Genomic DNA, 25022 nt, shown 5'->3' with positions numbered 1-25022 from the left:
GTGGCGCCTCGACGTCGTCGGCGCCGGTTCCGGTCAGGCGTCGAACTCGCGCAGGAGCTCCGCGACCCTCTCCGGCTGCTCGTACAGGGACAGGTGACCCGCGCCCTCGATGGTCCGCACGTCGGTGTTCAGGAACCGGCGGGCGGGTCCGTGCAGGCGCGCGGGCGAGAAGAACGGGTCGTGCGACCCCGTGGCCACCCGGACCGGGATACCGGACCAGGCCAGGAAGGACTCCGCGTGCAGCGGGGTCGGTGTGGAGTGGGTGCGGCAGTGGCGGGCCACCAGCGTCAGCCACTCGGCCTCGGAGCGGTGCTCCTCGCAGCCGGTGTCCGTGGACGGACCGCTGAGGAACTCGATCAACCGGGTGCTGGTCTGCTCGTTGGGGTGGATCATCCACGGCAGAGTGGCGCGCATCGACTCCGAACTGACGCCCGCCGCGGTCAACCCGGCCGGGTTGAGCAGGAGCATCCCCGCCACGAGCGGGCTCGGGGTCGAGGACAGCGCGATCGCGGCGCCCCTGGAGTGGCCCAGCACGATGACGGGGCCGTCCGTGATCTGGGGCAGCAGTTCGTCGAGCCACCCACCGTAGGCCTCGATCCGGGCCCCCGCGGTCCGCTGGTTGCAGCTCAGACCCGGCTGTCCCGGAAGGTCGACCAGCAGGACCGGCCGGTCCGCGGCGAGCGCGCGGGCGGCGGGAACCGTGGTGGCGGCGTTGAAGTTGGTGCCAGACAGGACCAGGACCGGGGTTCCGTTCCCGCCCGAGGCGCGGAAGGCCTGTGTGGGGCCAAGCCGGGTCTCCATGGGCGGAAGGGGTCCGAGTTCGGGCCACTGGCTCAGGGCTTTGTGGCACCAGGCGTGCACTGACCGCTCGGCGGTGACGGAGCGGTACACGCGCGCTGTGCGCAGGGGGACGACGGTCATGGATCTGGTTTCGCGTAGAGAGAGATGTGGTGTCCGCCGCGTGAACTTTCCCGGCGCACCAGAGAGGACTGTACGCCTCTGTTCGGCCCCCCGCCACTCCGGAAGGGGAGCACCCGGTGTGGTGTCGCCGACCAGCCGCGCACAACGGACTCCTACCCTCACCGATGTGTCACGAGTTGTGTGTGTTTGCCCTGGTCCAGGGGTTGCGCATCTCGTCCGAAAGTGGACATTCGACCGTGTGAAGTTTGGCGCGGACCCGGTGTGGTTCCGGGCGTTCGGGATCCGATGACCACCCCTGGGATCCGACCTCTCATCCCATGACGAGGTCAGGGGGAGATGGGATGTCCAGGGCCCGCCGAGCGGGGCTCGACGGGCCCGGCGACGGTGACCGTGACCAGGAACACGGCCGGTCCGGGGCTGGCCCGTGGACCCGGTGACCCCGTCAGTGGACCTAGTTGACCCCGGCGGGGTCCGGGCCGATCCGGCCGTCGCGGTCGAGCGAGCCGATCCGGTCCATGTCCTCGGCGGTCAGCTCGAAGTCGAACACGTCGAAGTTCTCACGGATGCGCGCCGGGGTCACGGACTTGGGGATGACGACGTTGCCGAGCTGGAGGTGCCAGCGCAGGACGACCTGCGCGGCGGACTTGCCGTGGCGGGCACCGAGCTCGACCAGGACGGGGTCCTCCAGGAGCCCCTTCCCCTGCCCCAGGGGGCTCCAGGCCTCGGTCAGCAGGCCGTGGGCCGCGTTGGCCGCGCGCATCCCGGACTGGGAGAAGTAGGGGTGCAGCTCGATCTGGTTGATCACGGGCACCACGTCGGCCTCGCCCACGAGACGTTCCAGGGTCGCGGCCGTGAAGTTGGACACGCCGATCGCCTTGGCGCGGCCCTCGCCGTGGATACGCTCCAGCGCCTTCCACGTCTCGACGTAGGTGTCGCGCGCCGGGGTGGGCCAGTGGATCAGGTACAGGTCGACGTAGTCGGTGCCCAGGCGCTCCAGGCTGGCGTCGAAGGCCCGCAGGGCGTTGTCGTGGCCCTGGTCGTCGTTCCACAGCTTCGTGGTGAGGAAGATGTCCTCGCGGGCCACACCGGATTCGGCGATGGCGCGGCCGGTGCCCTTCTCGTTGTCGTAGATCCGGGCGGTGTCGATGCTGCGGTACCCGGCCTCGATGGCGGTCGAGACGGACCGGTGGGCCTCGTCGTCGGGAACCTGCCAGACCCCGAATCCGAGCTGCGGCATGGTGAGGCCGTTGTTCAGCGTGACGTACTGCAAGGGATGCCTTTCGACGGTGGGTGCGGGTCGCGGCTCGGGGCGGCGCCACGAGCGGACCCCGCGCAGGTGGGGCCTGGTCCGGCCGCCCGCGCGACCCCGAGGGTAGACCCGCGCGCCGCGCGGCGGCCAATCGGGACCGCACGTGTCGGCGTGCCTGTCGCAGGGCCCGGGAACCACCGGAGCCCCGGCGCCGTCACACCCCGCGTCACCCGTCCCCGGCGAGCGGAGCCGAATCCCCCATGCACGCCCAACCCCGTCCCCGTCCGACGGGTCCCGGCCCTCACCGCGCGGTGACCCTCCTGGTCGCCCTCGTCGCGGTCGGATTCCTCGTCTACGCGCTGGTGCGCACCCTGGGACTGGAGCGCGGCTTCCCCCTCGTCCCCCTGCTCGCCTACGCCCCACTGGTGCTCTGCGCGGCGCCCGTCGCCCTGCTGGGCGCCGCCCTGCTGCGCCGCTGGTGGTCGGCGGCGGCCCTCGCCCTGGCCGGGGTCCTGCTGGCGACGGCGATCCTGCCGAGGGCCCTCGACGGCGGCTCCACGGCCCAGGAGGGACCGAACCTGCGGTTGCTCACGCTCAACGTGCACTTCGGGCACACGCGACCGGACACCGTCGTCCACCTGGTCCGCGAGCACGGGGTCGAGCTCCTGGCCCTCCAGGAGGTGACGCCGGAGCTGGCCGAGGGGCTGGACGCGGCCGGGCTGGGTGACCTGCTGCCGTACACGGTGGACCACTCCGCCCCCGCCGCGGCCGGAGGTACGGTGCACTCGGTGCACCCCCTGACGGACCTCGGGGACGTGGGGCACGACATCGGTTCCCTGGCCATGCCACGCGCCGGTCTGAGCGTCCCGGGCGCCTCCCGGCCCGTGGAGGTCGTGTCCGTGCACCCGATGCCCCCGCGCCGTCCCTCCACGATGGCGGCCTGGCAGGACGGGCTGCGCGGGCTGCCGGCCACCTCGGACGACACCCTGCGCGTCCTGGCGGGCGACTTCAACGCCACCCTCGACCACGCCGAGACGCGGGGCGTCCTCGATCGCGGGTACGTCGACGCCGCCGCCCACCTGGGCCAGGGTCTGACCGGCACCTGGCCGGTGGGCGCTCCCCTGCCCAAGGCCGCGATCGACCACGTGCTGGTGGATGACCGGGTGTCCGTGGACGAGCTGGAGATCCTGGACGTTCCGGGGACCCCGCACCGCGCGCTGGTGGCCGGACTGACCCTTCCCCACGGGACGGTCTGAGAGCGGGACACGATCGTCCTGGAAGGCGGTTCCCGAAGCGCCGGACTCGGGAGGACCGGGCGGGATACGGTCGCCGCATGAGCGAGCCGACCCGACCCCGCCTCCAGGTGGTCCTGCCCAACGAATCGCCCCGAACCCCCGCGAGGACCGTCGTCGACCTGGGCGTGCGCGCCGAGGAACTGGGTGCCCACACCGTGTGGTTGCCGGACCACCTCCTCCCGCCCGCGCCCTACGGCGCCACGTTCGGGGGCGTGTACGAACCCCTGGTCACCCTCGCGTACCTGGCGGCCCGCACGGAACGGGTCCGGCTGGGCACGTCCGTCCTGGTGCTGCCGATGCGCGACCCCTTCGTACTGGCCAAACAGGTGGCGACCCTGGACGAGGTGTCGGGGGGCCGGTTCACGCTCGGAGTGGGCGTGGGCTGGTCCCGCGAGGAGTTCGCGGCGGTGGGGTCGGACTTCGCCACCCGGGGCGCCCGCGCGGACGAGGCGCTGGCGCTGCTGCGGCACCTGTTCGAGGGGGAGGGGGCCTTCCACGGCCGTTTCCACGAGTACGAACACGGGGTGTTCGCGCCGCGACCGCGCCGCCGGGTGCGCGTGATGGTCGGCGGGGGCTCGGAACCCGCGCTCCGCCGCGCGGCCGCGTGGGCCGACGAGTGGCAGGGCGTGGACCCGGACCCGGAGGTCTTCCGCGCCGCCCGCGCTCGGCTGGGCGAGCTCACCCGTCGCCCGGTGGGCACCGGGGTGCGGATGGCGTGGACCGGGGGCGAGGAGGAGTTCGCTCGGGCGGTGGCGCGGTTCCGTGAGCTGGCCGTGGCGGGCGCGGACTCCGTCGCCGTGTGGTTCGGGGAGGCGGAGGGCTTCGAGGAGCGCATGGTGCGGTTCGTGGCCGCGCTGCGCTGACCTACTTCTGGTCGCGCAGCAGGCCCCGGCCGCCGTACTTCTTGTGGATGGCCTGCTTGGACACCCCGAGCGACTCCGCGATCCGGGCCCAGGTGGCGCCCTCGTTCCTCGCGCGCCGCACGAGGACCGCTTCGACGCGCTCGGCCTCGCCCCTCAGCCGCACCACGGCGTCCAGTCCTTCCAGGGGGTCGCCGCCGTCCATGGCGCGGGCCAGGGCGCTGAGGTGTTCGGTGTCCATGGGTCAACAGTAATTGACCCATGTTCCGGATCGGGAGAGTCCACGCCCAACCGGGGGGAACCGGTTCAAGCCTCCGGGCCGCTCAGAGGGGGGTCGCTAGGTTGGGCGCATGATCACCATCGAACGCGCGCTGAAGACCGACGTGGAGGCGATCGTCGCCCTGTTGGCTGACGACCCCCTGGGCGCCCGCCGGGAGACGCCCGACGACCTGTCCCGCTACACCGAGGCCTTCGAGGTCATCGACGCCGACCCGCACCAGTACCTGGCGGTCGCCCGCCGCAACGGCCGGGTCGTCGGCACGCTCCAGCTCACCGTGGTCCCGGGGCTCTCCCGGCAGGGGGCCACCCGCGCCCAGATCGAGGCGGTCCGGGTGCACGCCGACGAACGCGGCGGCGGTCTGGGCTCCACCCTGCTGGAGTGGGCCGAACGCGAGGCCCAGGGGCGCGGTTGCGTGATGTTGCAGCTGACCTCGGACGCCAAACGTCAGGACGCCCACCGCTTCTACCAGCGGCTGGGGTACGAGCCCAGCCACATCGGCTTCAAGAAGAGACTGGTCTGAACCGGGTCCGGGTACCACCGTGACCGTTCCAAGGGTGGCGGGGTCGCACAGGACCCCGCCCGAAGGGCACGGTGACCGGATCAGTCCGGTGTCGCGCGGGATCGTGTCTGGTCCCGTGCCCGCGCGGCTGCGAGGGTTCGGGTATGAACACGCACACCGCCACCGGCGCCGCGCTGCTGGTCGTCGACGCTCAACGGTCCTTCCTCCAGCGTGAGAGCTGGAGCGCCTCCTCCGATCCCGAGGTCGCCTCGCGGATCGGCCGACTGGTCGACCACTTCCGGGGCCGGGGCGACCGGGTCGTGTGGGTCCTGCACACCGAGCCCGGGACCGGCACCGTGTTCGATCCCGAGCGCGGTCTGGTGGAGCCGATGCCCGGGCTGGCCCCGGCGAGCGGCGAGACCCTGCTGACCAAGACCGCGCACAGCGCCTTCACCGGCACCGACCTGGAGGACCTGCTCACCGCGTGGGGCGTACGGGAGCTCACCGTCTGCGGCGTGCGCACCGAGCAGTGCTGTGAGACCACCACCCGCATGGGGTCGGAGCTGGGGTTCACCATGACCTTCGCGGTGGACGCCACCGCCACGGAGCCCATCGCGGCCCCGGGGTCCGCTCCCGGACGTTCGCTGCGGGAGGTCCTCGACGACCCCGCGACCCTGCTCCCCCACGACATCGTCACCCGCACCGTGTACGCGCTGGCCGACCGCTTCGCCCGGGTGCGCACGGTGGAGGAGATCCTGGCCGACGGCCTCGGCTAGGCTGACCGGATCGTGCGTACGATCGTCTTCCTCCTGCTGCCCGGGCTGCACCTGCTGGACCTGGCCGGTCCGGCGCAGGTGTTCTCCACGTTGGCCGGGCCGGACCGCCCGGTGGCGCTCCACCACGTCGCCGCGCGACCCGACGTCCCCACCGCCCAGGGGGTCGGGTTGCGGGCCGAGGTCGTCTGGCCGGCGCTCGGGCCGGACGACCTGGTGCTCGTCCCCGGATGGCGGACCTCCGGTCCCCCGCCGCGCGCCACACCCGAGCAGATCGAGGCGCTGACCTCCCACCACGCCCGCGGCGGCACGGTGGCGAGCGTCTGTTCGGGAGCCTTCGTGCTCGCGGAGGCCGGTCTGCTGGACGGGCGCCGGTGCACCACGCACCACTCCCTCCAGGAAGGGCTCGCCCGGCGCCACCCGCGCGCCCGCGTCGTCCCGGACGTGCTGTACGTGTCCGACGACCGGGTGGTGACCTCGGCCGGGATCGCCAGCGGCATCGATCTCGCCCTGCACATGGTCACCCGTTGGCACGGGCCGTCCGTGGCGGCCGCCGTGGCCCGGGAGATGGTGGTCTACGCCCGCCGTAACGGGGACGAACCCCAGGCCAGCGTGGTGCTGCGGTTCCGGAACCACCCCGTGGACCTCGTGCACCGGGCGCAGGACACCATCGAAGCCAGGTTCGCCGAACCACTTCCCCTGTCCGCGCTGGCCACCTCACTCGGGGTCAGCCAACGCACCCTCACCCGGGCGTTCGGCGCGGCCACCGGGCTGACCCCGCTGAGGTACCAGCAGCGCCTGCGGTTGGAACGGGCCGAACTCCTGCTGGACGCGGGAGCGACGGCGGAGGCCGCCGCCCGGGCCGTCGGGTTCCAGGACGCCCGTATGCTCCGCCGTCTACGCTCCCGGAACTGACCGTTTCCCGGCACCGCGGCGGGGGCGCGGTCAGGGAGTCACGATGTCGAAGGACGGGTCGGGCCGGTCCAGCAGGGCGAGCAGCCGGTCCAGCAGCTCCCCGTCCCCCGCGAAGGCCATGCCCTCGGTCCCCTTCCCCGCGAGCAACCGCAGCAGGCGGAACTTGTTCAGGGTCACGGTGAGGCCCGGCTCCCCCCGGCGCGGCTTCTCCCTGGTGGTGAGCGCTCCGTTGGAGAGCGTGGTCCGGAACGTGGTGTCGAGGTCCGTGAACACCCAGTCGATCACGAACTGCTCGTCCCACGCCCTGGGGCCGTTGACCCGGATCGCCACCGACTCGAAGAGCTGGTCCACCGACAGCGCGGCCGCCATCCCCGTGCCCAGGTTCGACGGGAGTTCCGGTTTGCCCCGCCGCAGCTCGGCCGCGCCCTGGAGGTAGAAGTTGCGCCAGGTGCCGTTCTCCGAGCCGAACCCCAGCCGCTCGTACACCCCGGCCAGGGCTGCCCGCGCCCGGCCGTGTTCCGGGTCCGCGAACACCGCGTGGTTGAGCAGCGTGGCGGCGAACCTCAGGTCGCCCCGGTCCCGGTACTCGTCCGCCCGGAGCACCACCTCGTCCACACCGCCCATGCAGTCCACGTAGCGCCGCGCCGCCTCCTCCGGCGGGTGTTCCCACAGATGGGCGGGGTTACCGTCGAACCAGCCCATGTAGCGCTGGTAGATCGCCTTCACGTTGTGGCTGACCGACCCGTAGTAGCCCCGGGTGTGCCACTCCCGTTCCAGGCCGGGCGGCATCCGCAGGTGCTCCGCGATCTCCGCGCCGACGTACCCCCGGTTCATCAGGCGCAGCGTCTGGTCGTGCAGGTAGGCGTAGAGGTCCCGCTGCTGGCACAGGAGGTCCACCAGCTTCTCGGTGCCCCAGGTCGGCCAGTGGTGGGAGGCGAACAGGACGTCCGACTCGTGCGCGAAGAGCTCCACCGACTCGTCCAGGTAGCGCGACCACACCCGGGCGTCCCGCACGGGGGCTCCGCGCAGGGTGAGGATGTTGTGCAGGTTGTGAGTGACGTTCTCCGCCATGCACAGGGCACGGTGGTCGGGGAAGTAGAAGTTCATCTCCGTGGGCGCCTCGGTCCCGGGCGTCATCTGGAAGACGATCCGCACCCCGTCCACCACCTCCTCCTGGCCGGTGCGGGTGATCTCCCGGTTGGGCGCGATGAGGGTGACCGTGCCGACCGACCGGGTCTGACCGAGCCCCACCCCGATCTGTCCCCGTGGTCCGATCTCCAGGTGGGAACCGGTGTGGTAGAGGCTGCGACGGGCCATGGCGGGCCCGGCGTGCACGTTCTCCGCCACCGCGTTCTCCAGGAACCCGGCCGGGGCGAGGATGGGCACGGTGCCGTCGGTGACCCCGCCGACCCCGCCGAAGTGGTCCACGTGCGAGTGCGAGTAGACGACCCCGCTGACCGGCCGGTTCCCCCGGTGCTCCCGGTACAGCTCCAGACCGGCGCGCGCCGGTTCGGCGGAGATCAGGGGGTCGATGACCAGGACGCCCTGGTCTCCCTCCACAAGGGTCATGTTGGACAGGTCCAGGCCCCTGACCTGGTAGATCCCTTCGGTGACCTCGAACAGTCCCTGCTTGGCGCACAGCTGGGACTGGCGCCACAGGCTCGGGTTGGCGGTGTCCGGGCACTCCGCGTCGAGGAAGCCGTAGGCATCGGCGTCCCACACCACGCGGCCGTTCGCGTCCCTGATCTGGCCGGGTTCGAGCCGGGCGACCAGGCCGCGCTCGGCGTTGGCGAAGTCGTCGGAGTGCTCGGGTCCGTGACCGGTCATCGCTGCTCCTCGTCGTACGGACGGGGTTCGTCCGGGCGGGTGCACCCGTGCGGCCGCCGGTGCGGGCGACCCGCACCGGCGGTGTGAGAGGGCTCGGGGCTCCGGGCCCGGCCGACCTGGTACCTACTGGCTCTGGAGGGCTTCGACGAGCTCCCGCTCGTTGTCCTTGGACAGGTTGGTCTGGATGACCGTGGGGTCCAGCTGTCGGAAGGCGTCGACGACGCGGTCGATGGTGGCGTCCGTGGCGAGCAGGAAGACGGCGGCCCGGTCCTGCTGGAGCTCGGCCCCGATGTCCCTGATCATGTCGTCGTCGATCCCGACGTCGCTGAGCCTGCCCGCGATGGCACCGGCGCCCGCGCCGACCGCCAGGCCGAGGAGCGGGTTGAGGAAGAGCAGGCCGATGAGCGTGCCCCACAGGGCACCGCCCGCCGCGCCGTAGCCGGTGAGGTTGACGGTCTGGTGGATGCGGGGACGGCCCTTGCCGTCCTTGTAGGCGTAGGCGGCGTCCTCCAGCTGGAGGAGCTCCTGCTTGTTCAGGTCCGAGGCGATGTCGAGCGCCTTCTCGGCGGTGTCGCGGTCGGCCACCCCGAGTACGATCAGCTGCGCCATGGGTGCTGGTTCCCCCCGTCGTCGTCGCCCGGCCCGCCGTCGGCGGGCCCGATCTGCGGGAGCGTTCCCCGGGGCGTCTCTGGCCAAGGCCAGCGGGAGGGAGCGATCCCGCAAAACCCCGGTTCACACGCGGCGGGCCACCACCAGCTGCGTCGTGTAGGGCATCTCGACCCGGCCGTCGGGGAAGTGGCGCTCGGCCACGGCCGTGATCTCGGCGCGGGTGCGCTCCTCGCCGAGCTCGCCGACGACGGCGGCCATCCTGCTGGAGGACAGCGCCATCCCCAGGTACTCGTCGGTGGTGAGCACCCGTGTCCAGCGGTGCGAGTGTTCGGTCGCCCCGGTGAGCCCCCGGACCTCGGACAGCTCCCGCACCAGGTCGTACTGGCGGTAGTGCCGGTCGTACCCGGGGCTGTACCGCTCCAGCAGACCCTCGTGGTCGTCCACGAACGCGCTGCCGGTGAGGTCGCGGTTGTTGTTGAGCACCGCGAGGGTGCCGCCGGGAGCGAGCAGCCGGGCGGACTCCGCGAAGAAGGCGGGGCGGTCGAACCAGTGCACGGCCTGGGCGGCCAGGACGAGTACGGCGGAGGCGTCCGGGAAGGGGACGTCCTCGGCGGCGGCCCGCACGTACTCGACCCCGCCACCCTCCGCCTCGGCGGTCAGGATCATGTCGCGGCCGGGCTCCACGCCGACCACCCGGGGCTCCGGGCCGAGGAGGGCGCGTAGGGCGCGGGTGGAGATGCCGGTCCCCGCGCCGACGTCGAGCAGGAGCCAGGGGCTGGGCCAGGCGTCGGTGGCTCCGGCCTTGAGGTGGTCGGCCAGGAGATCGAGGATCGGCGCCGGGTAGTCGGGGCGGAAGGCCTGGTAGTTCCCGGAGAGCCCGCTGAAGGCCTGGGTCCGGTCGTCGCTCATCGGTGTCCCTCTCCTTGGGGTGTGGGGGTGTGACGACCGTAGCGGAGCGTCCGACACGGTGACCGGTGTGACGGTTCGGTGACCGGTGTGAACGGTGTCTGAACCCCGGATCCACCTCCGTGACCTCCCCATCTGGCCATTCATGGTTTTCCTACTGATTTAGTTGACTTTGTTCGCGCGTCGGCCCTACCTTCAAGTCACCCGCCGCGAACGGACCGCGACCGAACGCGTGAGGTGACCGCCGCGCACCCGCTGCCAGAACGGAGCACCAACGTGACCACCACCACGGACCTGACCGTCCGCCGCGTCGCCGGACGGATCGGGGCCGAGATCTCCGGCGTGGAGATCGGTCCCGGCCTCGACGAGGCCACCGTCGCGCGGATCCGCGAGACCCTGCTCGCGCACAAGGTGATCTTCTTCCGCGACCAGCACCACCTGACCGACGAGACGCAGGCCGGGTTCGCCTCGCTGCTCGGCCCGCTCACCACCCCGCACCCCACCACCGGCGGCGTGTTCGGGCAGGAGCACCACGTCCTGCCGATCGACTCCGAGCGCGGCAAGGCCAACAGCTGGCACACCGACGTCACCTTCGTCGACCGCCCCCCGCAGGCCAGCGTGCTGCGCGCGATCCACCTGCCCCCGTACGGCGGTGACACCACCTGGGCCAACACCGTCACGGCCTACCAGGACCTCCCCGCACCCCTGAGGGCGCTCGCGGACGGCCTGCGCGCGGTCCACACCAACGACTACGACTACGCGGCCTCCACCCCCAGGACCGAGGTGAGCGGCGAGCTGAGGAAGTACCGCGAGCAGTTCGTCTCCACGCTCTACCGGACCGAGCACCCCGTGGTGCGCGTCCACCCGGAGACCGGCGAGCGGGCGCTCTTCCTCGGCCACTTCGCCCAGCACTTCTCCGGGCTGAGCAGCCGGGACTTCACCGCCCTCTTCGACCTCCTCCAACAGCGGGTCACCCGCCCGGAGAACACCGTGCGGTGGAGCTGGCGCGAGGGCGACGTGGCGGTGTGGGACAACCGCGCCACCCAGCACTACGCGGTGGCCGACTACGACGACCAGGCGCGCCGCCTGCACCGGATCACCGTGGGCGGCGACGTCCCGAAGGGCGTCGACGGCACCCCCAGCCGTTCCCTGGTGGGCGACTCCAGCGAGTACACCCCGGCGATCTGACCCCGGGCCCTGGCGGGCCCGCCCCACCGCAGCACACCCCCTCGACGACGGCGGGTCGCGGCACACGCGACCCGCCGTCCTCCGGAGCCCACACATGCACTCACGACGCGACATCCTGCGCTACACCGCCTCGGCGGGGGCCGTCCTGCCCCTCGCGGCCGCCTGCGGCACCTCGGAGCGTTCCGCCGGAGACCCGGACGCGACCCTCGTGCGTTACCAGGGGACCGCCGGTTCGGTGGTCTTCCCCGAGTTGGCCGCGGACCTCGGCTACCTGGACGGCATCGAACTGGAGTGGATCGGTGACACCACCAGCGGCCCCCAGGACATCCAGGCCGTGGCCACCGGCGACACCGACATCGGCGGCGCCTTCAACGGGGCGATCGCCAAACTGGTCGCCGCCGGGTCCCCGATCACCTCGGTCATCTCCTACTACGGATCCGACGAGGAGTCGTTCAACGGCTACTACGTGCTGGAGGACAGCGAGATCACGGGGGCCAGGGACCTCGTCGGCCGGAAGGTCGCGATGAACACTCTGGGCGCCCACCACGAGTTCGTGGTCCGCGAGTGGCTGGCACGGGAGGGACTGGGCCCGGACGAGATCGCCCGGGTGGAGCTCACCGTCGTTCCGCCCGCCAACACCGAGCAGTCCCTGCGCGCGGGCCAGGTGCACGCCGCCACGCTCGGGGGCATCCTGCGCGAGACCGCTGTGGAGCGCGGCGGCATCCGCCCCCTCTTCACCGACGAGGCCCTGTACGGGACCTTCAGCTACGGGTCCCTGGTCCTGCGTGACGAGTTCGTCGAGGAGCACCCCGACGCGACCCTCTCCCTGGTCAGCGGGGTCGCCCGGGCCATCCGCTGGTCACAGGTCACGCCGCGCGAGGAGGTGGTGGACCGGTTCGCGGCCATCGTCGAGGGGCGCGGCCGCAACGAGACCTCCGAGGTCATCCGGTACTGGAGGAGCAGCGGTGTGGCCGGGACCGGCGGGGTCGTCGCGCAGGAGGAGTTCGCGATCTGGCTGGAGTGGCTGGACCGCAACGGAGAGCTGCCCGGGGGTTCGGTCGAGGCCTCGGATCTCTACACCAACGAGTTCAACCCGTTCCACAACGGCACCTTCCCCGAGGGGTCGGGCCCCGACGGGCAGCCCGTGGGCGGTCCCACCGAGAGCGAGGACGCATGAGCGAGCACCCCAGGCTGCGGCTGGACGGGGTCCGGCAGACCTTCCCCGTGCGCGATTCCCGAGGGCGGCCGGGACCACCCCTGACCGCTCTCGACGACGTCACCCTGGACGTCGGGGCGGGCGAGTTCCTCACCCTGGTCGGTCCCAGCGGCTGCGGCAAGTCCACCCTGCTGGACCTGTTGGGCGGGCTCGCGAGGCCGACCGGCGGGCGCATCCTGCTCGACGGCCGCCCCGTGGAGGGGCCGGGGCTCGACCGGGGCCTGGTGTTCCAGCAGTACGCGCTGCTGCCCTGGCGCACGGCCCTGGACAACGTGGCGTTCGGTCTGGAGGCCAAGGGGCTGCCCCGGCGTCTACGGGGCGCTCGCGCCCGCGAGTACCTGGCGCTGGTGGGCCTCGAGGGGTTCGCGGACCGCTACCCGCACGAACTCTCCGGCGGAATGCGACAGCGGGTGGCGATCGCCCGCAGCCTCGCGTTCGACCCCGAGGTGCTGCTGATGGACGAGCCGTTCGCGGCGCTGGACGCCCAGACCCGCGAGTCACTCCAGGACGAGCTCCGGGCCATCTGGCTGCGCACCGGCAAGACCGTCCTGTTCATCACGCACGGGATAGACGAGGCCGTCTACCTGGGGCAGCGGGTGGCCGTGATGACGTCACGGCCGGGGCGGATCAAGAGCGTGATCGACGTCGACCTGGACCGGGACGCCAGCCGGGACCCGCGTTCGGACCCGGCCTTCGCCCGGTACCGGAACCGGGTCTGGCAGGAGCTCCACGACGAGGTGGCGCTGGCCCCGAGGTCCGAGTTCGCACCCGTCCCGTCGGAGGCCGACCGTGGCTGACACCCTCACCCGCACCCCCGCTCCCACGGTTCCCACCGACGACCCGACCGCGCACGGGACCGCGCGTCCTCTGTTGGCGGTCGGCTGGCTGTGGTTCAGGCGTTCGGCCGCGATCCTCGCGTTCCTCCTCCTCTGGGAGACCGCGCCGCGTGTGGGCCTGGTCGACCGGGTGTTCCTGCCCCCGCTCTCGGAGGTCCTCGTGGCCACCGCCGACCTGGCCGTCGGCGGCCAGCTGTGGGCGCACGTCTCCGCGAGCCTGTCCCGCGCGCTGGCCGGGTTCGTCGTCGCTGTGGCGGTCGCGGTGCCGCTGGGCCTGTTGATCGCCTGGTACCGGCCGGTGTCCGACCTCCTGCTGCCGCTCCTGGAACTGTTCCGCAACACGGCCGCGCTGGCCCTGCTCCCGGTGTTCGTGCTGATCCTGGGGATCGGTGAGGCGTCCAAGGTGGCGCTGGTCGTGTTCGCCTGCACGTTCCCGATCCTGCTCAGCACGGTGACCGGGGTGCGGACGGTGGACCCGCTGCTGGTCAAGGCGGCGGTGTCGCTCGGCTTCGGCCCGCTCGCCCTGTTCCGGAAGGTGGTCCTGCCCGCCGCGGTGCCGTCGGTCTTCACCGGGATCCGGATGGCCGGGGCGGCGTCGATCCTGGTGCTGGTGGCCGCCGAGATGGTGGGCGCGCAGTCGGGTTTGGGTTACCTGATCAACTCCTCACAGCTCAACTTCCAGATCCACGACATGTACGCGGGCATCCTGTCCATCGCGTTGCTGGGGGTGACGCTCAACGGCGCGCTGGTCGCCCTGGAGCGCCGGTGGTCCCGGTGGCGGACGACGCCCGGATGAGACCCGGTCGCTCCCGGTTGTCCACAGGCGGAGAACCGGGGGTGGCGAGCACGGCCCCTTCCTGGTGTCCTGGAATCCACCCCGGTTCCACGACCCCAGGGAGGGGCCCGATGCGCTCGGCCCACCATCCAGGACATCGACGCCCCTCGCCCCCGCCCGGGCCCTCGTCGCCCACTGCCCCTCGCGCCAGGGTGTCGTCCCTCCCGCCCCTCCCAGCCCGGGCCCTCGTCGCCCACTCCCCCGCCTCTCCGGGAGCGGGGCACCCAAGGAGGCCGACGCGCGGGCGAACGCGAGCGCGTCGACGGACACTCATGTGCCTTGCCTCACAAATTAACCAGATGGTAGATTTTTGCCTGTCCGACGCGCGGCGCGGCGGTCGCGTACGGGAGGAACGAGGGAACGGAACCGTAGTCTCGGAGCGACCCAGGCCCACGTCGCCACGGCGGACCCGTGGCGCGACCAACCGCGAGGAGACCGTCCCGTGGCGGACGCAGACCACCCCCGGCCGAGCAAGGGCGAGCGCACACGGCGGCGCATCATCGACTCCGCCTCGGAACTGTTCTCGCGGTCCGGATACCGGGCGGTGTCACTGCGCGACATCGCGGCGCACGCCGGGATCACGCACGCGGGGGCGCTGCACCACTTCCCCAACAAGGAAGCCATGCTCATACACGTCCTGAGCAGGCGCGACGAGATCGACGCTCCCCTGGTCCTCAGCGAGGCCCTGAGCCACCGGGAACTCATCGACAACATCGTGCGGATCGTGGAGCGCAACACGGGCACGCCCGGGATGGTCTCGCTCTACGTCAACCTGTCGGCCGAGGCCACCGACCCGACACACCCCGCGCACGAGTACTTCGTCCGCCGGTACCGCGTCCTGCGCGCACACCTCGCAGCCGCCTTCGCCGGACTCCTCCGCGACCGTCCGCACCCCACGCCGGAGACCGCCGCCCAGCAGTTCCTGGCCCTCCAGGACGGACTCCAGGTCCAGTGGCTCCTCGATCCGGACTCCGTCGACATGCGGGCCGTGGTCGCCTCCTTCCTCGAAGGCCTCGGCATCACCGTCCCCGACCCGACCCCCGCCAGCACCGACCCCACGGGAGACAGGCCCACATGAGCACGGAACCACGCCCCGACCTCACCGCCAAGGCCTCCGCCAGCTCCGGCTCCGACACCTGGCACAGCACCGGTGTGGAGGGCGTGCTGCGCCCCCTCCACCTCGCGGACGGCCCGCACGGGCTGCGGCACCAACCCGAGGAGGGCGACCACCTCGGCATCGGCGGCAGCGTCCCGGCCACCTGCTTCCCGCCCGCCGTCGGCCTGGGCGCGACCTGGAACCCCGACCTCGTGCGCAGGGTCGGTGCGGCGCTCGGCGGAGAGGCCAGCGCGCAGGGCGTGGACGTGGTCCTGGGGCCGGGCATGAACATCAAACGGTCGCCGTTGTGCGGCCGCAACTTCGAGTACGTCTCCGAGGACCCCCACGTCACGGCGCGCATCGCCGCCGCCCTGGTCACGGGGATCCAGTCGCAGGGGGTCGGCGCGTGCGTGAAGCACTTCGCCGCCAACAACCAGGAGACCGACCGGCACCGGATCAGCGCCGAAGTGGACGACCGCACCCTGCGGGAGATCTACCTGTCCGCCTTCGAGGAGGTCGTCCGCACCACCGCGCCCGCCATGGTGATGAGCTCCTACAACCGGCTCAACGGGGTGTACACCAGCCAGGACCCCTGGCTGCTCACCGACCTCCTCCGGGGTGAGTGGGGGTTCGAGGGCGTGGTGGTCTCCGACTGGGGCGCCGTCGTGGACCGGGTCGCGGCCCTCCGCGCCGGGCTCGACCTGGAGATGCCGCCGAGTGGGACCGACGAGGTCGTGGTGGAGGCGGTGCGGCGGGGCGAGCTGGACGAGTCCGTGCTGGACACCGTGGTGGAGCGGCTGCGGCGGTTGCAGGACCGGGTGTCCGCCGACACCACGCGCCCGCTGGAGCACGAGGCCAACGACGCCCTGGCGCGGGAGGCCGCGCGGGAGGCCCTGGTCCTGCTGAAGAACGAGGGCGGCGTGCTGCCGCTGACGACGGACCGCTCGGTCGCGGTGATCGGGGAGTTCGCCCGGACGCCCCGGTTCCAGGGGGGCGGTTCCTCCCACGTGGTGCCGACCCGGGTGCACTCCGCGCTGGAGGAGTTCGAGCGCGTGCTCGACGAGGTGCGGTTCGCCCCGGGATTCACCCTGGACGGGACCGACGACCCCGCGCTGGTCGAGGAGGCCGTGGCGGCGGCGCGCGAGGCGGACACGGCGGTGCTCCTCCTCGGGCTGCCGGACGCCGCCGAGTCCGAGGGGTACGACCGCGCCACGATCAGCCTTCCCGCGCCCCAGCTGGACCTGCTCGCCAGAGTGCGCGAGGTCAGCGACCGCGTGGTGGTCGTGCTCTCCAACGGCGGTGTCGTGTCGGTGTCCGAGTGGCAGGACCGGGCCGACGCGGTGGTGGAGGGCTGGCTGCTCGGTCAGGCGGGCGGAGCCGCCGTCGTGGACGTGCTGACCGGGGCCGTGTCCCCCTCAGGGAGGCTCACCGAGACGATCCCCGTCCGGCTGAGCGACCACGCCACCTATCTGAACTTCCCCGGCGAGCACGGCGTGGTCCGCCACGGTGAGGGCGTGTTCGTCGGCTACCGGCACTTCGACACCCTGGACGTACCGGTCGCCTACCCCTTCGGGCACGGTCTCACCTACACGACCTTCGCGTACTCCGGGCTGGAAGTGGACCCGGACGGGAACGGCGGGTGGACGGTGTCGTGCACCGTGACCAACACCGGCGACCGCGCCGGACGGGAGGTCGCCCAGCTGTACACGGGGGTCGAGCAGGACCACCCGACCCGGCCCCGGCACGAGCTGCGCGGCTTCGCGAAGGTGGCGCTGGAACCCGGAGAGAGCGCCCGGATCGAGCTGCCGCTGACCCGCCGCGACCTGTCCGTCTGGGACCCCAGGGACCAGCGCTGGTCGCTGGCGGCGGGCACCTACACCGTCTCCGTCGGGGCGTCCTCCCGCGACCTGGCGCTGCGCGGCGAGATCACCACCGAGGGCGACCGGTACGTGCGCCCGCTGACCAAGTACTGCACCGTGGGCGAGTGGCGCTCGCACCCCGTCGGCGGGCCGGTCATCGAGGAGATCATCGCGACGTTCCCGGGGCTCGACGACCTCCCGCCGGAGATGCTGGAGATGGCGAGGTCCCTGCCGATCCTCACCCTGCGCACCTTCGGTCTGGGCGTCACCGAGGAGATGTTGGACCTGCTGGTGGACGATGTCGAGGCCCGGAGACAGGCGGCCCTCGACCGGGGGGAGATCACCGGCTGAACCTTCGGACCCTGGTGAGGGTCCCGCCCGCACCGAACCAACCGTCCTCCAGCCGGGGCGGGGACCCCCACCCCGCACGACGTCCCCGACCAACGCCCGGACGGAGGCGGTCACCCGTACACGGGCGCCTCGACCGGTGCGTCGAGGCGCCTCCGCCCCGCCCGTGCGCGCGGGTCCGGCCGGTCCTCGGCCGTGGCCCGGCGGTAGGCGGACGGGCTGGTACCCAGGTGCTTCTTGAAGGCCGCACTGGACGCGAACGCGCTGCCGTAGCCCACGCGAGCCGCCAGTGGCTCCAGTCCCAGGCCGGGCTCGGCCAGGAGGAGGTCGCAGGCGAGGGTGAGACGCCAGGTACGCAGGTAGGTCATGGGCGGGCTGCCCACCGCGCGCTGGAAGCGGGCGGCCAGCGTGGCCCGGGAGACCGCGCACTCCCTGGCCAGGGAGTCCAGGGTCCAGGGGTGGTGGGGGCGTTCGTGGACCAGGTCCAGGGCACGGGCGGCCACCGGGTCGTGCCGTGCGCTGAGCCAGCTCGGCGCGGAGTCCGGGTGCGCCTCCAGCCAGCTGCGAACCGCCATGACCAGCAGGCAGTCGAGGAGGCGGTCGTTGAGCGCGCTCTGGGCCACCCGCGCGGTGGTGATCTCCCGGGTGAGCAGCGCGACCACGGAGGCGTCGACCGATCCCGCCGGCAGGACCGCCAGCGGTGGCAGCGCCGACAGCGCCAACCTGCCGATCTCACCGGTGTCCGCGTACGCCCCGATGATCATCCGGTCCGTGCCCTCGGGGTCGTTGCCCCAGGTCCCGACCCCGTGGCTCATGGTGAGGCGGACCTCCTCGCCGTCCAGGCCCACGCAGCGCTGGTCCGCGTGGACGACGGTGGTCGGAGCGGTGTCGGGCCCGCCGGAGACCACATAGGGCTCGGGCCCCCGCACGAGCAGCACGTCCCCGGGTCCGGTCAGCACGGGTTCGGCGCCCTCCCGGCGCAGCCACACTCGGCCGTCGGTGACCACCACCACCGCGAGCGCCGCCTCGTCACGGATGTGCACGCCCCAGGCCCCGCTCATCACCACGCGCAGGGTGAAGGCGGAGCGGGCGCGGGGCCCGTCGATCAGGTGGACGAGGGGGTCCATGGGCTCTCCCAGTTCTGGACGATCTCTTATGCAGTCCAGCAGATGAACCATGTCCCGTCCAGACGTTTGCCGCTGTACTGGAGTCATGAACACGAACCGCAGCACACAGCGCGTCCTCGTCACCGGCGGCACCGGCATGACCGGCCGCCGCGTCCGCGCCCTCCTGGCCGCACGCGGCGTCGACCACCGGGTCGGCTCCCGCGCCGGTCACGCGGAGACCGGCACCCCGCCCTTCGACTGGAACGCCCCCGAGACCTGGGACGGGGCTCTGGAGGGGGCCGACGCCGTCTACCTCTGCTTCCACCCCGACCTGGCCGTCCCCGGGGCGGCCGAGACGGTGTCCGCCTTCGCCGCGCGCGCCGTCGCCCGGGGCGTGCGCCGGATGACCCTGTTGTCCGGGCGCGGTGAGCCGGAGGCCCGGCGCGCGGAGGAGGAGGTCCGCCGGGTCCTCCCCGGCCTGACCGTGCTGCGCTGCGCCTTCTTCGCGCAGAACTTCTCCGAGTCCTACCTGGTCCCGGCGGTCCTGGCCGGAACGATCACGATGCCGGTGGCGGACGTCCCCGAGCCGTTCGTGGACCTGGACGACGTCGCCGAGGCCGCCGTCCGCTCCCTCACCGAGGACGGGCACGCCGGGGAGCTGTACGAGATGACCGGCCCCAGGGCACTGACCTTCACCGAGGTCGGCGCGGTCCTGGGCGCGGCCACCGGACGCCCGGTCGAGCACCGGGCCGTCGCCCCGGAGGAGTTCGTGGCCGGGGCGACCGCCGACGGTCTGCCCGAGGAGGTCGCCGACGCCCTGGTGGCCCTGTTCTCCGAGGTCCTGGACGGCCGCAACGCCGCGCCCTCGGACGGGGTGCGGCGTGCTCTGGGCCGCCCTGCCGGAGGGTTCGAGGAGTACGTCGCCGGGGCCGCTCGGGCCGGGGCCTGGGGGTAGGAGGGCACGGGCGGGCGCCGGGACGGGTGCGCCCGGAGGGAAACGGGTAACGGGGAAGCGTGGGCCCAGGCCCCGACCCCCTTCCCTCCTCACCCCCCGGAGTCCCCCGTGAAGCTGTACGCCGACGCCCCGGTGCGCGCTGTCCTCCAGCTGGTCTCGGACCTGTTCGCCCTGACCTGGGCGGTCCTGTGGATCTACGCGGCCGTGTCCCTGCGCGAGGTCCTGCTCTCCCTGAACCGCCCCGGTGAGCTCATGACCAGCACCGGGGAGGGGTTCACGGAACACATGAGCACGGCCGCCGAGAACGTCCAGCAGGTCCCCTTCGCCGGGGAGGCCCTGGCCACGCCCTTCGTCAACCTCAGCGAGTCGGGGACCACACTCAGCGCGGCGGGGGACTCCTTCCAGGAGACCGTGGCCCAGCTCGCCGTCACCCTTCCCCTGCTCGTGGCGGTGATCCCGCTGTACCTCATCGCCACGACCTGGCTGCCCCTGCGTGCGCGGTGGATCCGCCGGGCCACGGGGACGAGGCGTCTCGACCGGATGGCCCCGGAGGCCCGGACCCGGATCCTGGCGCTGCGTGCCCTGACCTCGGTCTCCGGCAGGAGGCTTCTGGAGGTGCACGACGACCCCGCCGGAGCCTGGGAGGGGAACGACCGGGCGGCGGTGGCCGGACTGGCCGCGTTGGAACTGCGCCGTCTGGGACTGCGTCCGACCGCCTCCCCGGCGCGGTCGGCCTGACCGCCCGGCGCTCCCTCAGTCGACCCGGATGATCCCCCGCCGCAGGGCCGTCGTGATCGCGGCGGTGCGGTTGTCCACCCCGAGCTTGTCGAACACGTGGACCAGGTGCGTCTTGACCGTCGCCTCGCTGATGAACAGTTCCCGGGAGATCGCCCGGTTGGACAGGCCCCGGGCGAGCAGGCCGAGGATCTCCAGCTCGCGCCCGCTCAGCGCGGGGCTCGGTGAGCGCAGCCGGTCCATGAGGCGGTTGGCGACGTCCGGGGCGAGCGCGGTCTGCCCGCGCGCCGCCGTGTGCACGGCCTCGCACAGCTGGTCCGGCGGGGCGTCCTTGAGCATGTAGCCGGTGGCCCCCGCCTCGACGGCCGCGAGGATGTCGGCGTCGGTGTCGTAGGTGGTGAGCACGAGGACCGGGGGCGGGGCGTCGAGCTCGGTGATGCGCCGAATCGCGGTGACCCCGTCCATCCCCGCCCCCATGCGCAGGTCCATGAGGACGACGTCCACCTCCGTCACGGGGTCTCCGGCCAGTACCTCCAGGGCGGCCCCGCCGTCGGCGGCCTCGGCCACCACGTCCATGTCGGGTCGTTCAGCGAACATCGCCTTGAGTCCGTGCCGCACGACGGGGTGGTCGTCCACCAGCAGGATGCGCAGGGCACGGCGCCGCTCGTCCGGTGCGGTCACGGGGTCTCCCTCCGGGTCAGGGGCAGCCGGACGGCGACCGCGGTGCCCTCGCCCGGCGCAGACTCCACCTCCAGGTCTCCGCCCAGGGCCGCCAGGCGCTGCCTCAGCGCGGTGATCCCGTAGCCGGTTCCGTCCTCTCGGGGCCGGAGCCCCGCGGGCGCGAAGCCCCGACCGTCGTCGTACACGTCCAGGGTGACCTCCTCCTCCAGGTAGCCGAGGGTGACGACGGCGGTGGTGGCGTCGGCATGCGCGGTGACGTTGGCCAGGCTGGACTGCGCCGCGCGCAGGAGCGCCACCTCGTAGCCCGCGGGCAGCTCGGTGGGGACGCCGTCGGTGCGGAACCGGCAGTCGAGTCCCTCGGTGCGGCCCACCCGTTCGCAGAGGCGCCGCAGCGCCTCGGGCAGGTTGGCGCCGGTGAGTGAGGGCGGAGCGAGGTCGCGTACGAACCCGCGCGCCTCGGCGAGGTTGGCGGAGGCGCTCTCCCTGGCCTCGGTGACCCGGGTGGCGGCGAGCCCGGGGTCCCCCGGCAGCGCGTTCTCCGCCGAGCGCAGCAGCAGGACGATGCTGGACAGCCCCTGGGCGAGGGTGTCGTGGATCTCCCGGGCCAGGCGTTCGCGTTCGTCGAGGACCCCCGTGCGCCGCTGGTAGGCGGCGAGCTCGCCGCGCGTGCGGGTGAGCGTCTCGATGAGCTCGCGGTGCCGCTCGCCCTCACGTCGCAGCGCCGTGTATCCGGCCGCGATCGCCACCGCGAAGACCGCGCCGAGCACGGGCCCGAGGACCATCCCGGCGGTCATGTCGCCGGTGTGCAGCGACTGGCCGAGGACCACCGCGGCCGTGATGACGACGACCGCCAGCACCGAGTGGAGGCCGCGCAACAGGTGGAGGTGGAGGAAGTAGAGCGGGAAGGCCAGCCACACGAAGTCCTGCCCGGCCCAGACGAGCGCGAACCACAGGAGCGTGACGGCCGCGAGCCACACGAGCGAACGGGTCCGGTGGAGGTCGTGGCGGGCGGCCAGCGCTCCGGCGCAGTAGACGGTCCCGAGCAGCACGGCCCCGCCCAGCACCGCCCAGTGCAGGCCCTGGGCCCGGGTGTCACCGAGGTGGGTGAGCGCGTACCGCGCGGTGCCGACACCGAGCAGGAACAGGAAGCAGGCGTGGAGGAGCAGGCGCAGCGCCCTGAGCACCGTCGTCACCCCGGGCAGTTCGGGCGCCCACCCTCCGCTGTTCCGCATCAGTGCAGCGTACGTCGGTGGGGACGGCGAGGGCATCCATCGTTCGGTGGAGTCGCGCCTCCACCCTCGGGGGCCGGGAGGAGCTCCGTTCGCCCGATGCCGACGCCCCCGGCCGCGCGGGAGTCTGGGGCCACGGAACAACCGATCCACCAGAAAGGGGGCCGTCGTGTTCGTCGCCCTTCGGGACATCCGTTTCGCCAGGGGCAGGTTCGCGCTGATGGGCTCCGTCGTCGCCCTGATCACCCTGCTGATCGTCCTGTTGTCGGGACTCACCGCGGGTCTGGCCGACCAGTCCACGTCAGCGGTCAGGAACCTGCCCGCCAGCCACGTCGCCTTCGGGACGTCCGGGGAGGGCTCGCCGGAGGAGTCCTTCGCGGACAGCACCGTCACCCGGGACCAGCTCGACGCCTGGTCCGGCACCGAGGGGGTGGAGTGGGCCGAGCCGCTCGGGATAACCCAGAGCCGGGTCGAGCTGGACGGCGGGGACGGGACCGCCGCCGTGCTGTTCGGCGTGTCGGCGGACGGCCCGTTGGCCCCGGAGGGGTTGGAGCCCGGCGCCCGCCTGGTGGTGAGCGAGAAGATCACGGAGGAGTTCGGGGTGGACGTGGGCGACACCGTGTCCGTCGCCGGTACCGACCTGGTCGTGGGGGCGGTCGCCCCCACCGAGCACCACAGCCACGTGCCCGTGGTGTGGACCGATATCGACGTGTGGCGGGGGATCGACCCCCGGGTGCGGCACGCGAAGGGCGCGGACGCGCCGGTCGCCAACGTGATCGCCGCGCGGACGGGGTCGGGGGCGGGCGCCCCGGAGCAGGCGGACGCGTCGGCCGACACCGTGTCCACCACCCTCTCCGGCAGCCTGCGCGCGATCGGCTCCTTCTCCTCCGAGAACGGCTCGCTGGTCACGATGCAGGGTTTCCTGTACGGGATCTCCGCGCTGGTCGTCGGTGCGTTCCTGACCGTGTGGACCATCCAGCGCGGCGGTGACATCGCGATCCTCAAGGCGCTGGGCGGCTCCACCGGGTACCTGGTCAGGGACGCCCTGGCCCAGGCCCTGATCGTGCTGGTCGCCGGCGCCGCCGTGGGCGGAGGCCTCGGGATCGCGGCGGGCGCCCTGGCCGGTGCGGCCCTGCCGTTCTCCCTGACCGCCGCGACCACCCTCGGCCCGATCGCCGCCATGGTCGTGCTGGGCATGCTCGGCGCGGTCCTGGCCGTCCGCCGCATCACTTCCGTCGACCCGCTGACCGCGCTGGGAGGCGTGCGATGAGCCTGGAACTGAACGACGTGACCCTGACCCATCCCGACGGCGACGGCGTGGTCACCGCACTGGACCGGGTGTCGGTGCGGGTGGCCCCCGGTGAGCTGGCCGCCGTGGTGGGCCCCTCCGGATCGGGGAAGTCGAGCCTGCTCGCCGTGGCCGCCACGCTGATCAGGCCGGACTCCGGGCGGGTGGCCGTCGGCGGGGTCGAGACGCTGGGCCTGCGCCCCCGGGAGCTGAGCGAACTGCGGCTGGGCCGGGTGGGCATCGTCTTCCAGCAGCCCAACCTGATCGGCTCCCTCACGGCGGTGGAACAGCTCGTGGTGACCGAGCACATGCGCGGGCTCCCGGTCCGCGAGGCGCGCGTCAGGTCGATGGAGACGCTGGCCGCGGTGGGCCTGTCCGGCAAGGAGCACCGGCGCCCGCACCAGTTGTCCGGAGGTGAGCGTCAGCGGGTGAACATCGCCCGTGCGCTGGCCGGTCGGCCGAGCGTCCTGCTGGTGGACGAGCCCACCGCGGCCCTGGACCACGAACGGGGCGGACGGATCATGGAGCTGCTGGTCGAGGCGACCAACACCTTCGACGTGGCGACCCTGCTGGTCACGCACGACACCGAGTACCTGGACGCGGCCGACCGGGTCCTGGAGATGCGGGACGGTCGGCTGCGCGTCCTGGCGGCCGACCGTCCGGGCGGGGTCTGATCCTCCAGGTCAGGGCACCTGGTAGACGGTGTCCCGGACGTCGGTGACGGCCATGTGTCCGGGGGCGTGTCCGATGGCGAACTCCGGGGCGGAGGCCGTCACCGCCGCCTGCGGGGTGACGCCGCAGGCCCAGAACACGGGCACCTCGCCCTCCCGGACCTCCACGGGGTCACCGTAGTCCGGCCGGTCCAGGTCGGTGATCCCCAGGGCTGCGGGGTCGCCCACGTGGACCGGCGCCCCGTGCACGGCCGGGTAGCGGGAGGTGATCCGTACGGCGTCCGCGACCTGCCCGGCCGGGATGGGTCGCATGGACACCACGAGCGGACCCGAGAGGCGCCCGGCGGGTCGGCACGCGCGGTTGGTCCGGTACATGGCGACGTTGCTCCCGGTCTCGATGTGCCGGACCGGCACCCCCGCCTCCAGGAGCGGGGTCTCGAAGGTGAAACTGCACCCGATGAGGAAGGACACCAGGTCGTCGCGCCACAGGTCGGTGACGTCGGTGCGCTCCTCGACGAACACGCCGTCGCGGTACACGCGGTAGGCGGGCAGGTCGGTGCGCAGGTCGCCGTCGAACACCGAGGCCGACACCTCGCCGGGCTCGGTCACGTCGAGGACCGGGCAGGCCTTGGGGTTGCGCTGGGCGAACAGGAGGAAGTCGAAGGCGAGGTCACGCGGGAGCGAGATCAGGTTGGCCTGCGCGTACCCGGCGCTGTAGCCGGAGGTCGGCACGCGCAGCCCCCGCCGGAACAGGGCCCTGGCACGCGCGGGTGAGAGCTCGGCCGGGGACGGCCCGTCGGTGCTGTGGTCGGGTTCGGGGTTCATCGGTTCCGGGCCTCTCTCTG

At 72.7% G+C, this 25022-nt stretch carries 25 protein-coding genes; 15 read left to right on the top strand and 10 right to left on the bottom strand.

Annotated elements, in window-relative coordinates; translation table 11 throughout:
* Positions 1-33: 33 nt before the first annotated feature.
* Positions 34-921 carry an alpha/beta fold hydrolase gene (locus ACRWK8_RS10000; RefSeq protein ID WP_378743006.1) on the bottom strand — a complete coding sequence of 296 codons (888 nt, stop codon included), beginning with the start codon at positions 919-921 and terminating at the stop codon, positions 34-36.
* Positions 922-1372: 451 nt separating this feature from the next.
* Positions 1373-2191, bottom strand: coding sequence for an aldo/keto reductase (locus tag ACRWK8_RS09995; protein WP_378743004.1), 819 nt, complete (start codon positions 2189-2191; stop codon positions 1373-1375).
* Between the two features lie 239 nt (positions 2192-2430).
* On the opposite strand from ACRWK8_RS09995, the gene ACRWK8_RS09990 reads away from it, so the two are divergent.
* Together ACRWK8_RS09990 and ACRWK8_RS09985 are read left to right on the top strand one after the other, a co-directional pair.
* Positions 2431-3426 (top strand): endonuclease/exonuclease/phosphatase family protein, encoded by a 996-nt coding sequence (locus tag ACRWK8_RS09990; RefSeq protein ID WP_431869747.1) that lies wholly within the window; start codon positions 2431-2433, stop codon positions 3424-3426.
* Positions 3427-3503: 77 nt separating this feature from the next.
* Positions 3504-4328, top strand: coding sequence for a TIGR03619 family F420-dependent LLM class oxidoreductase (locus ACRWK8_RS09985; RefSeq protein WP_378743000.1), 825 nt, complete (start codon positions 3504-3506; stop codon positions 4326-4328).
* Between the two features lies 1 nt (position 4329).
* Here the strand turns inward: ACRWK8_RS09985 and ACRWK8_RS09980 are convergent, their stop codons facing one another.
* Entirely contained in the window at positions 4330-4566 is a 237-nt protein-coding gene (locus ACRWK8_RS09980) for a hypothetical protein (RefSeq protein ID WP_378742998.1), read from the bottom strand.
* 109 nt (positions 4567-4675) lie between these two features.
* Between ACRWK8_RS09980 and ACRWK8_RS09975 the strand changes: the two genes are divergently transcribed.
* From ACRWK8_RS09975 to ACRWK8_RS09965, 3 genes are all read left to right on the top strand, one after another.
* A complete protein-coding gene (locus tag ACRWK8_RS09975) occupies positions 4676-5125 on the top strand; it encodes a GNAT family N-acetyltransferase (protein ID WP_378742996.1) in 450 nt (149 codons plus the stop codon).
* Between the two features lie 143 nt (positions 5126-5268).
* Positions 5269-5880 (top strand): isochorismatase family protein, encoded by a 612-nt coding sequence (locus ACRWK8_RS09970; protein ID WP_378742994.1) that lies wholly within the window; start codon positions 5269-5271, stop codon positions 5878-5880.
* A gap of 12 nt (positions 5881-5892) precedes the next feature.
* Positions 5893-6792 carry a GlxA family transcriptional regulator gene (locus ACRWK8_RS09965; protein ID WP_431869743.1) on the top strand — a complete coding sequence of 300 codons (900 nt, stop codon included), beginning with the start codon at positions 5893-5895 and terminating at the stop codon, positions 6790-6792.
* A 30-nt stretch (positions 6793-6822) separates the two neighbouring features.
* Here ACRWK8_RS09965 and ACRWK8_RS09960 read toward each other — a convergent pair whose 3' ends face one another.
* The 3 genes from ACRWK8_RS09960 to ACRWK8_RS09950 all read right to left on the bottom strand — a co-directional run bounded on the left by ACRWK8_RS09960 (position 6823) and on the right by ACRWK8_RS09950 (position 10137).
* Complete coding sequence (locus tag ACRWK8_RS09960) at positions 6823-8619, bottom strand: alkyl/aryl-sulfatase (protein ID WP_431869741.1); 1797 nt, start codon at positions 8617-8619, stop codon at positions 6823-6825.
* A 123-nt stretch (positions 8620-8742) separates the two neighbouring features.
* Entirely contained in the window at positions 8743-9228 is a 486-nt protein-coding gene (locus tag ACRWK8_RS09955; RefSeq protein ID WP_378742988.1) for a DUF1269 domain-containing protein, read from the bottom strand.
* Between the two features lie 123 nt (positions 9229-9351).
* Positions 9352-10137, bottom strand: a complete 786-nt coding sequence (locus tag ACRWK8_RS09950) for a class I SAM-dependent methyltransferase (protein ID WP_431869739.1) — start codon at positions 10135-10137, stop codon at positions 9352-9354.
* Between the two features lie 273 nt (positions 10138-10410).
* On the opposite strand from ACRWK8_RS09950, the gene ACRWK8_RS09945 reads away from it, so the two are divergent.
* The 6 genes from ACRWK8_RS09945 to ACRWK8_RS09920 all read left to right on the top strand — a co-directional run bounded on the left by ACRWK8_RS09945 (position 10411) and on the right by ACRWK8_RS09920 (position 17515).
* Complete coding sequence (locus tag ACRWK8_RS09945; RefSeq protein WP_431869737.1) at positions 10411-11322, top strand: TauD/TfdA dioxygenase family protein; 912 nt, start codon at positions 10411-10413, stop codon at positions 11320-11322.
* Between the two features lie 94 nt (positions 11323-11416).
* On the top strand, positions 11417-12499 hold the full coding sequence (locus ACRWK8_RS09940) for an ABC transporter substrate-binding protein (RefSeq protein ID WP_431869735.1): 1083 nt from the start codon (positions 11417-11419) through the stop codon (positions 12497-12499).
* Positions 12496-13335, top strand: a complete 840-nt coding sequence (locus ACRWK8_RS09935) for an ABC transporter ATP-binding protein (RefSeq protein WP_431869733.1) — start codon at positions 12496-12498, stop codon at positions 13333-13335. Before ACRWK8_RS09940 ends, ACRWK8_RS09935 begins: the two co-directional genes overlap by 4 nt.
* Entirely contained in the window at positions 13328-14170 is an 843-nt protein-coding gene (locus ACRWK8_RS09930; RefSeq protein ID WP_378742978.1) for an ABC transporter permease, read from the top strand. Before ACRWK8_RS09935 ends, ACRWK8_RS09930 begins: the two co-directional genes overlap by 8 nt.
* A gap of 481 nt (positions 14171-14651) precedes the next feature.
* Entirely contained in the window at positions 14652-15287 is a 636-nt protein-coding gene (locus ACRWK8_RS09925; protein ID WP_431869731.1) for a TetR/AcrR family transcriptional regulator, read from the top strand.
* The gene (locus ACRWK8_RS09920; RefSeq protein WP_431869729.1) at positions 15284-17515 is read left to right on the top strand and encodes a glycoside hydrolase family 3 C-terminal domain-containing protein; all 2232 of its coding nucleotides are present in this window, start codon (positions 15284-15286) and stop codon (positions 17513-17515) included. The genes ACRWK8_RS09925 and ACRWK8_RS09920 overlap by 4 nt, the downstream gene beginning before the upstream one ends.
* 110 nt (positions 17516-17625) lie before the next feature.
* Here ACRWK8_RS09920 and ACRWK8_RS09915 read toward each other — a convergent pair whose 3' ends face one another.
* Positions 17626-18639: an AraC family transcriptional regulator gene (locus ACRWK8_RS09915; RefSeq protein WP_431869727.1), complete on the bottom strand. Its 1014-nt coding sequence runs from the start codon at positions 18637-18639 to the stop codon at positions 17626-17628.
* 85 nt (positions 18640-18724) lie between these two features.
* On the opposite strand from ACRWK8_RS09915, the gene ACRWK8_RS09910 reads away from it, so the two are divergent.
* Both ACRWK8_RS09910 and ACRWK8_RS09905 read left to right on the top strand, forming a co-directional pair.
* The gene (locus ACRWK8_RS09910; RefSeq protein WP_431869725.1) at positions 18725-19573 is read left to right on the top strand and encodes a Rossmann-fold NAD(P)-binding domain-containing protein; all 849 of its coding nucleotides are present in this window, start codon (positions 18725-18727) and stop codon (positions 19571-19573) included.
* A 108-nt stretch (positions 19574-19681) separates the two neighbouring features.
* The gene (locus ACRWK8_RS09905) at positions 19682-20311 is read left to right on the top strand and encodes a hypothetical protein (RefSeq protein ID WP_378742970.1); all 630 of its coding nucleotides are present in this window, start codon (positions 19682-19684) and stop codon (positions 20309-20311) included.
* A 15-nt stretch (positions 20312-20326) separates the two neighbouring features.
* On the opposite strand, the gene ACRWK8_RS09900 is transcribed toward ACRWK8_RS09905, so the two are convergent.
* Positions 20327-20989, bottom strand: a complete 663-nt coding sequence (locus tag ACRWK8_RS09900) for a response regulator (RefSeq protein WP_378742968.1) — start codon at positions 20987-20989, stop codon at positions 20327-20329.
* The gene (locus tag ACRWK8_RS09895) at positions 20986-22221 is read right to left on the bottom strand and encodes a sensor histidine kinase (RefSeq protein ID WP_431869723.1); all 1236 of its coding nucleotides are present in this window, start codon (positions 22219-22221) and stop codon (positions 20986-20988) included. The genes ACRWK8_RS09900 and ACRWK8_RS09895 overlap by 4 nt, the downstream gene beginning before the upstream one ends.
* Before the next feature lie 166 nt (positions 22222-22387).
* On the opposite strand from ACRWK8_RS09895, the gene ACRWK8_RS09890 reads away from it, so the two are divergent.
* Together ACRWK8_RS09890 and ACRWK8_RS09885 are read left to right on the top strand one after the other, a co-directional pair.
* A complete protein-coding gene (locus tag ACRWK8_RS09890; protein WP_431869721.1) occupies positions 22388-23488 on the top strand; it encodes an ABC transporter permease in 1101 nt (366 codons plus the stop codon).
* Positions 23485-24180, top strand: coding sequence for an ABC transporter ATP-binding protein (locus tag ACRWK8_RS09885; protein ID WP_431869719.1), 696 nt, complete (start codon positions 23485-23487; stop codon positions 24178-24180). The genes ACRWK8_RS09890 and ACRWK8_RS09885 overlap by 4 nt, the downstream gene beginning before the upstream one ends.
* A 9-nt stretch (positions 24181-24189) precedes the next feature.
* Here the strand turns inward: ACRWK8_RS09885 and ACRWK8_RS09880 are convergent, their stop codons facing one another.
* Positions 24190-25002, bottom strand: coding sequence for a putative hydro-lyase (locus ACRWK8_RS09880; RefSeq protein ID WP_378742960.1), 813 nt, complete (start codon positions 25000-25002; stop codon positions 24190-24192).
* Between the last annotated feature and the right edge of the window lie 20 nt (positions 25003-25022).

The organism is Nocardiopsis eucommiae (genome assembly GCF_965344335.1).
Classification (GTDB): Bacteria; Actinomycetota; Actinomycetes; order Streptosporangiales; family Streptosporangiaceae; genus Nocardiopsis; species Nocardiopsis eucommiae.
This window is presented reverse-complemented; position numbering and strand designations above follow the sequence as displayed.

Coding starts and splice junctions, on each gene's coding strand:
- ACRWK8_RS10000 (WP_378743006.1), bottom strand. CDS start 921: ATGACCGTCGTCCCCCTGCGCACAGCGCGCGTGTACCGCTCCGTCACC.
- ACRWK8_RS09990 (WP_431869747.1), top strand. CDS start 2,431: ATGCACGCCCAACCCCGTCCCCGTCCGACGGGTCCCGGCCCTCACCGC.
- ACRWK8_RS09985 (WP_378743000.1), top strand. CDS start 3,504: ATGAGCGAGCCGACCCGACCCCGCCTCCAGGTGGTCCTGCCCAACGAA.
- ACRWK8_RS09980 (WP_378742998.1), bottom strand. CDS start 4,566: ATGGACACCGAACACCTCAGCGCCCTGGCCCGCGCCATGGACGGCGGC.
- ACRWK8_RS09975 (WP_378742996.1), top strand. CDS start 4,676: ATGATCACCATCGAACGCGCGCTGAAGACCGACGTGGAGGCGATCGTC.
- ACRWK8_RS09970 (WP_378742994.1), top strand. CDS start 5,269: ATGAACACGCACACCGCCACCGGCGCCGCGCTGCTGGTCGTCGACGCT.
- ACRWK8_RS09960 (WP_431869741.1), bottom strand. CDS start 8,619: ATGACCGGTCACGGACCCGAGCACTCCGACGACTTCGCCAACGCCGAG.
- ACRWK8_RS09955 (WP_378742988.1), bottom strand. CDS start 9,228: ATGGCGCAGCTGATCGTACTCGGGGTGGCCGACCGCGACACCGCCGAG.
- ACRWK8_RS09950 (WP_431869739.1), bottom strand. CDS start 10,137: ATGAGCGACGACCGGACCCAGGCCTTCAGCGGGCTCTCCGGGAACTAC.
- ACRWK8_RS09940 (WP_431869735.1), top strand. CDS start 11,417: ATGCACTCACGACGCGACATCCTGCGCTACACCGCCTCGGCGGGGGCC.
- ACRWK8_RS09935 (WP_431869733.1), top strand. CDS start 12,496: ATGAGCGAGCACCCCAGGCTGCGGCTGGACGGGGTCCGGCAGACCTTC.
- ACRWK8_RS09920 (WP_431869729.1), top strand. CDS start 15,284: ATGAGCACGGAACCACGCCCCGACCTCACCGCCAAGGCCTCCGCCAGC.
- ACRWK8_RS09915 (WP_431869727.1), bottom strand. CDS start 18,639: ATGGACCCCCTCGTCCACCTGATCGACGGGCCCCGCGCCCGCTCCGCC.
- ACRWK8_RS09910 (WP_431869725.1), top strand. CDS start 18,725: ATGAACACGAACCGCAGCACACAGCGCGTCCTCGTCACCGGCGGCACC.
- ACRWK8_RS09895 (WP_431869723.1), bottom strand. CDS start 22,221: ATGCGGAACAGCGGAGGGTGGGCGCCCGAACTGCCCGGGGTGACGACG.
- ACRWK8_RS09885 (WP_431869719.1), top strand. CDS start 23,485: ATGAGCCTGGAACTGAACGACGTGACCCTGACCCATCCCGACGGCGAC.
- ACRWK8_RS09880 (WP_378742960.1), bottom strand. CDS start 25,002: ATGAACCCCGAACCCGACCACAGCACCGACGGGCCGTCCCCGGCCGAG.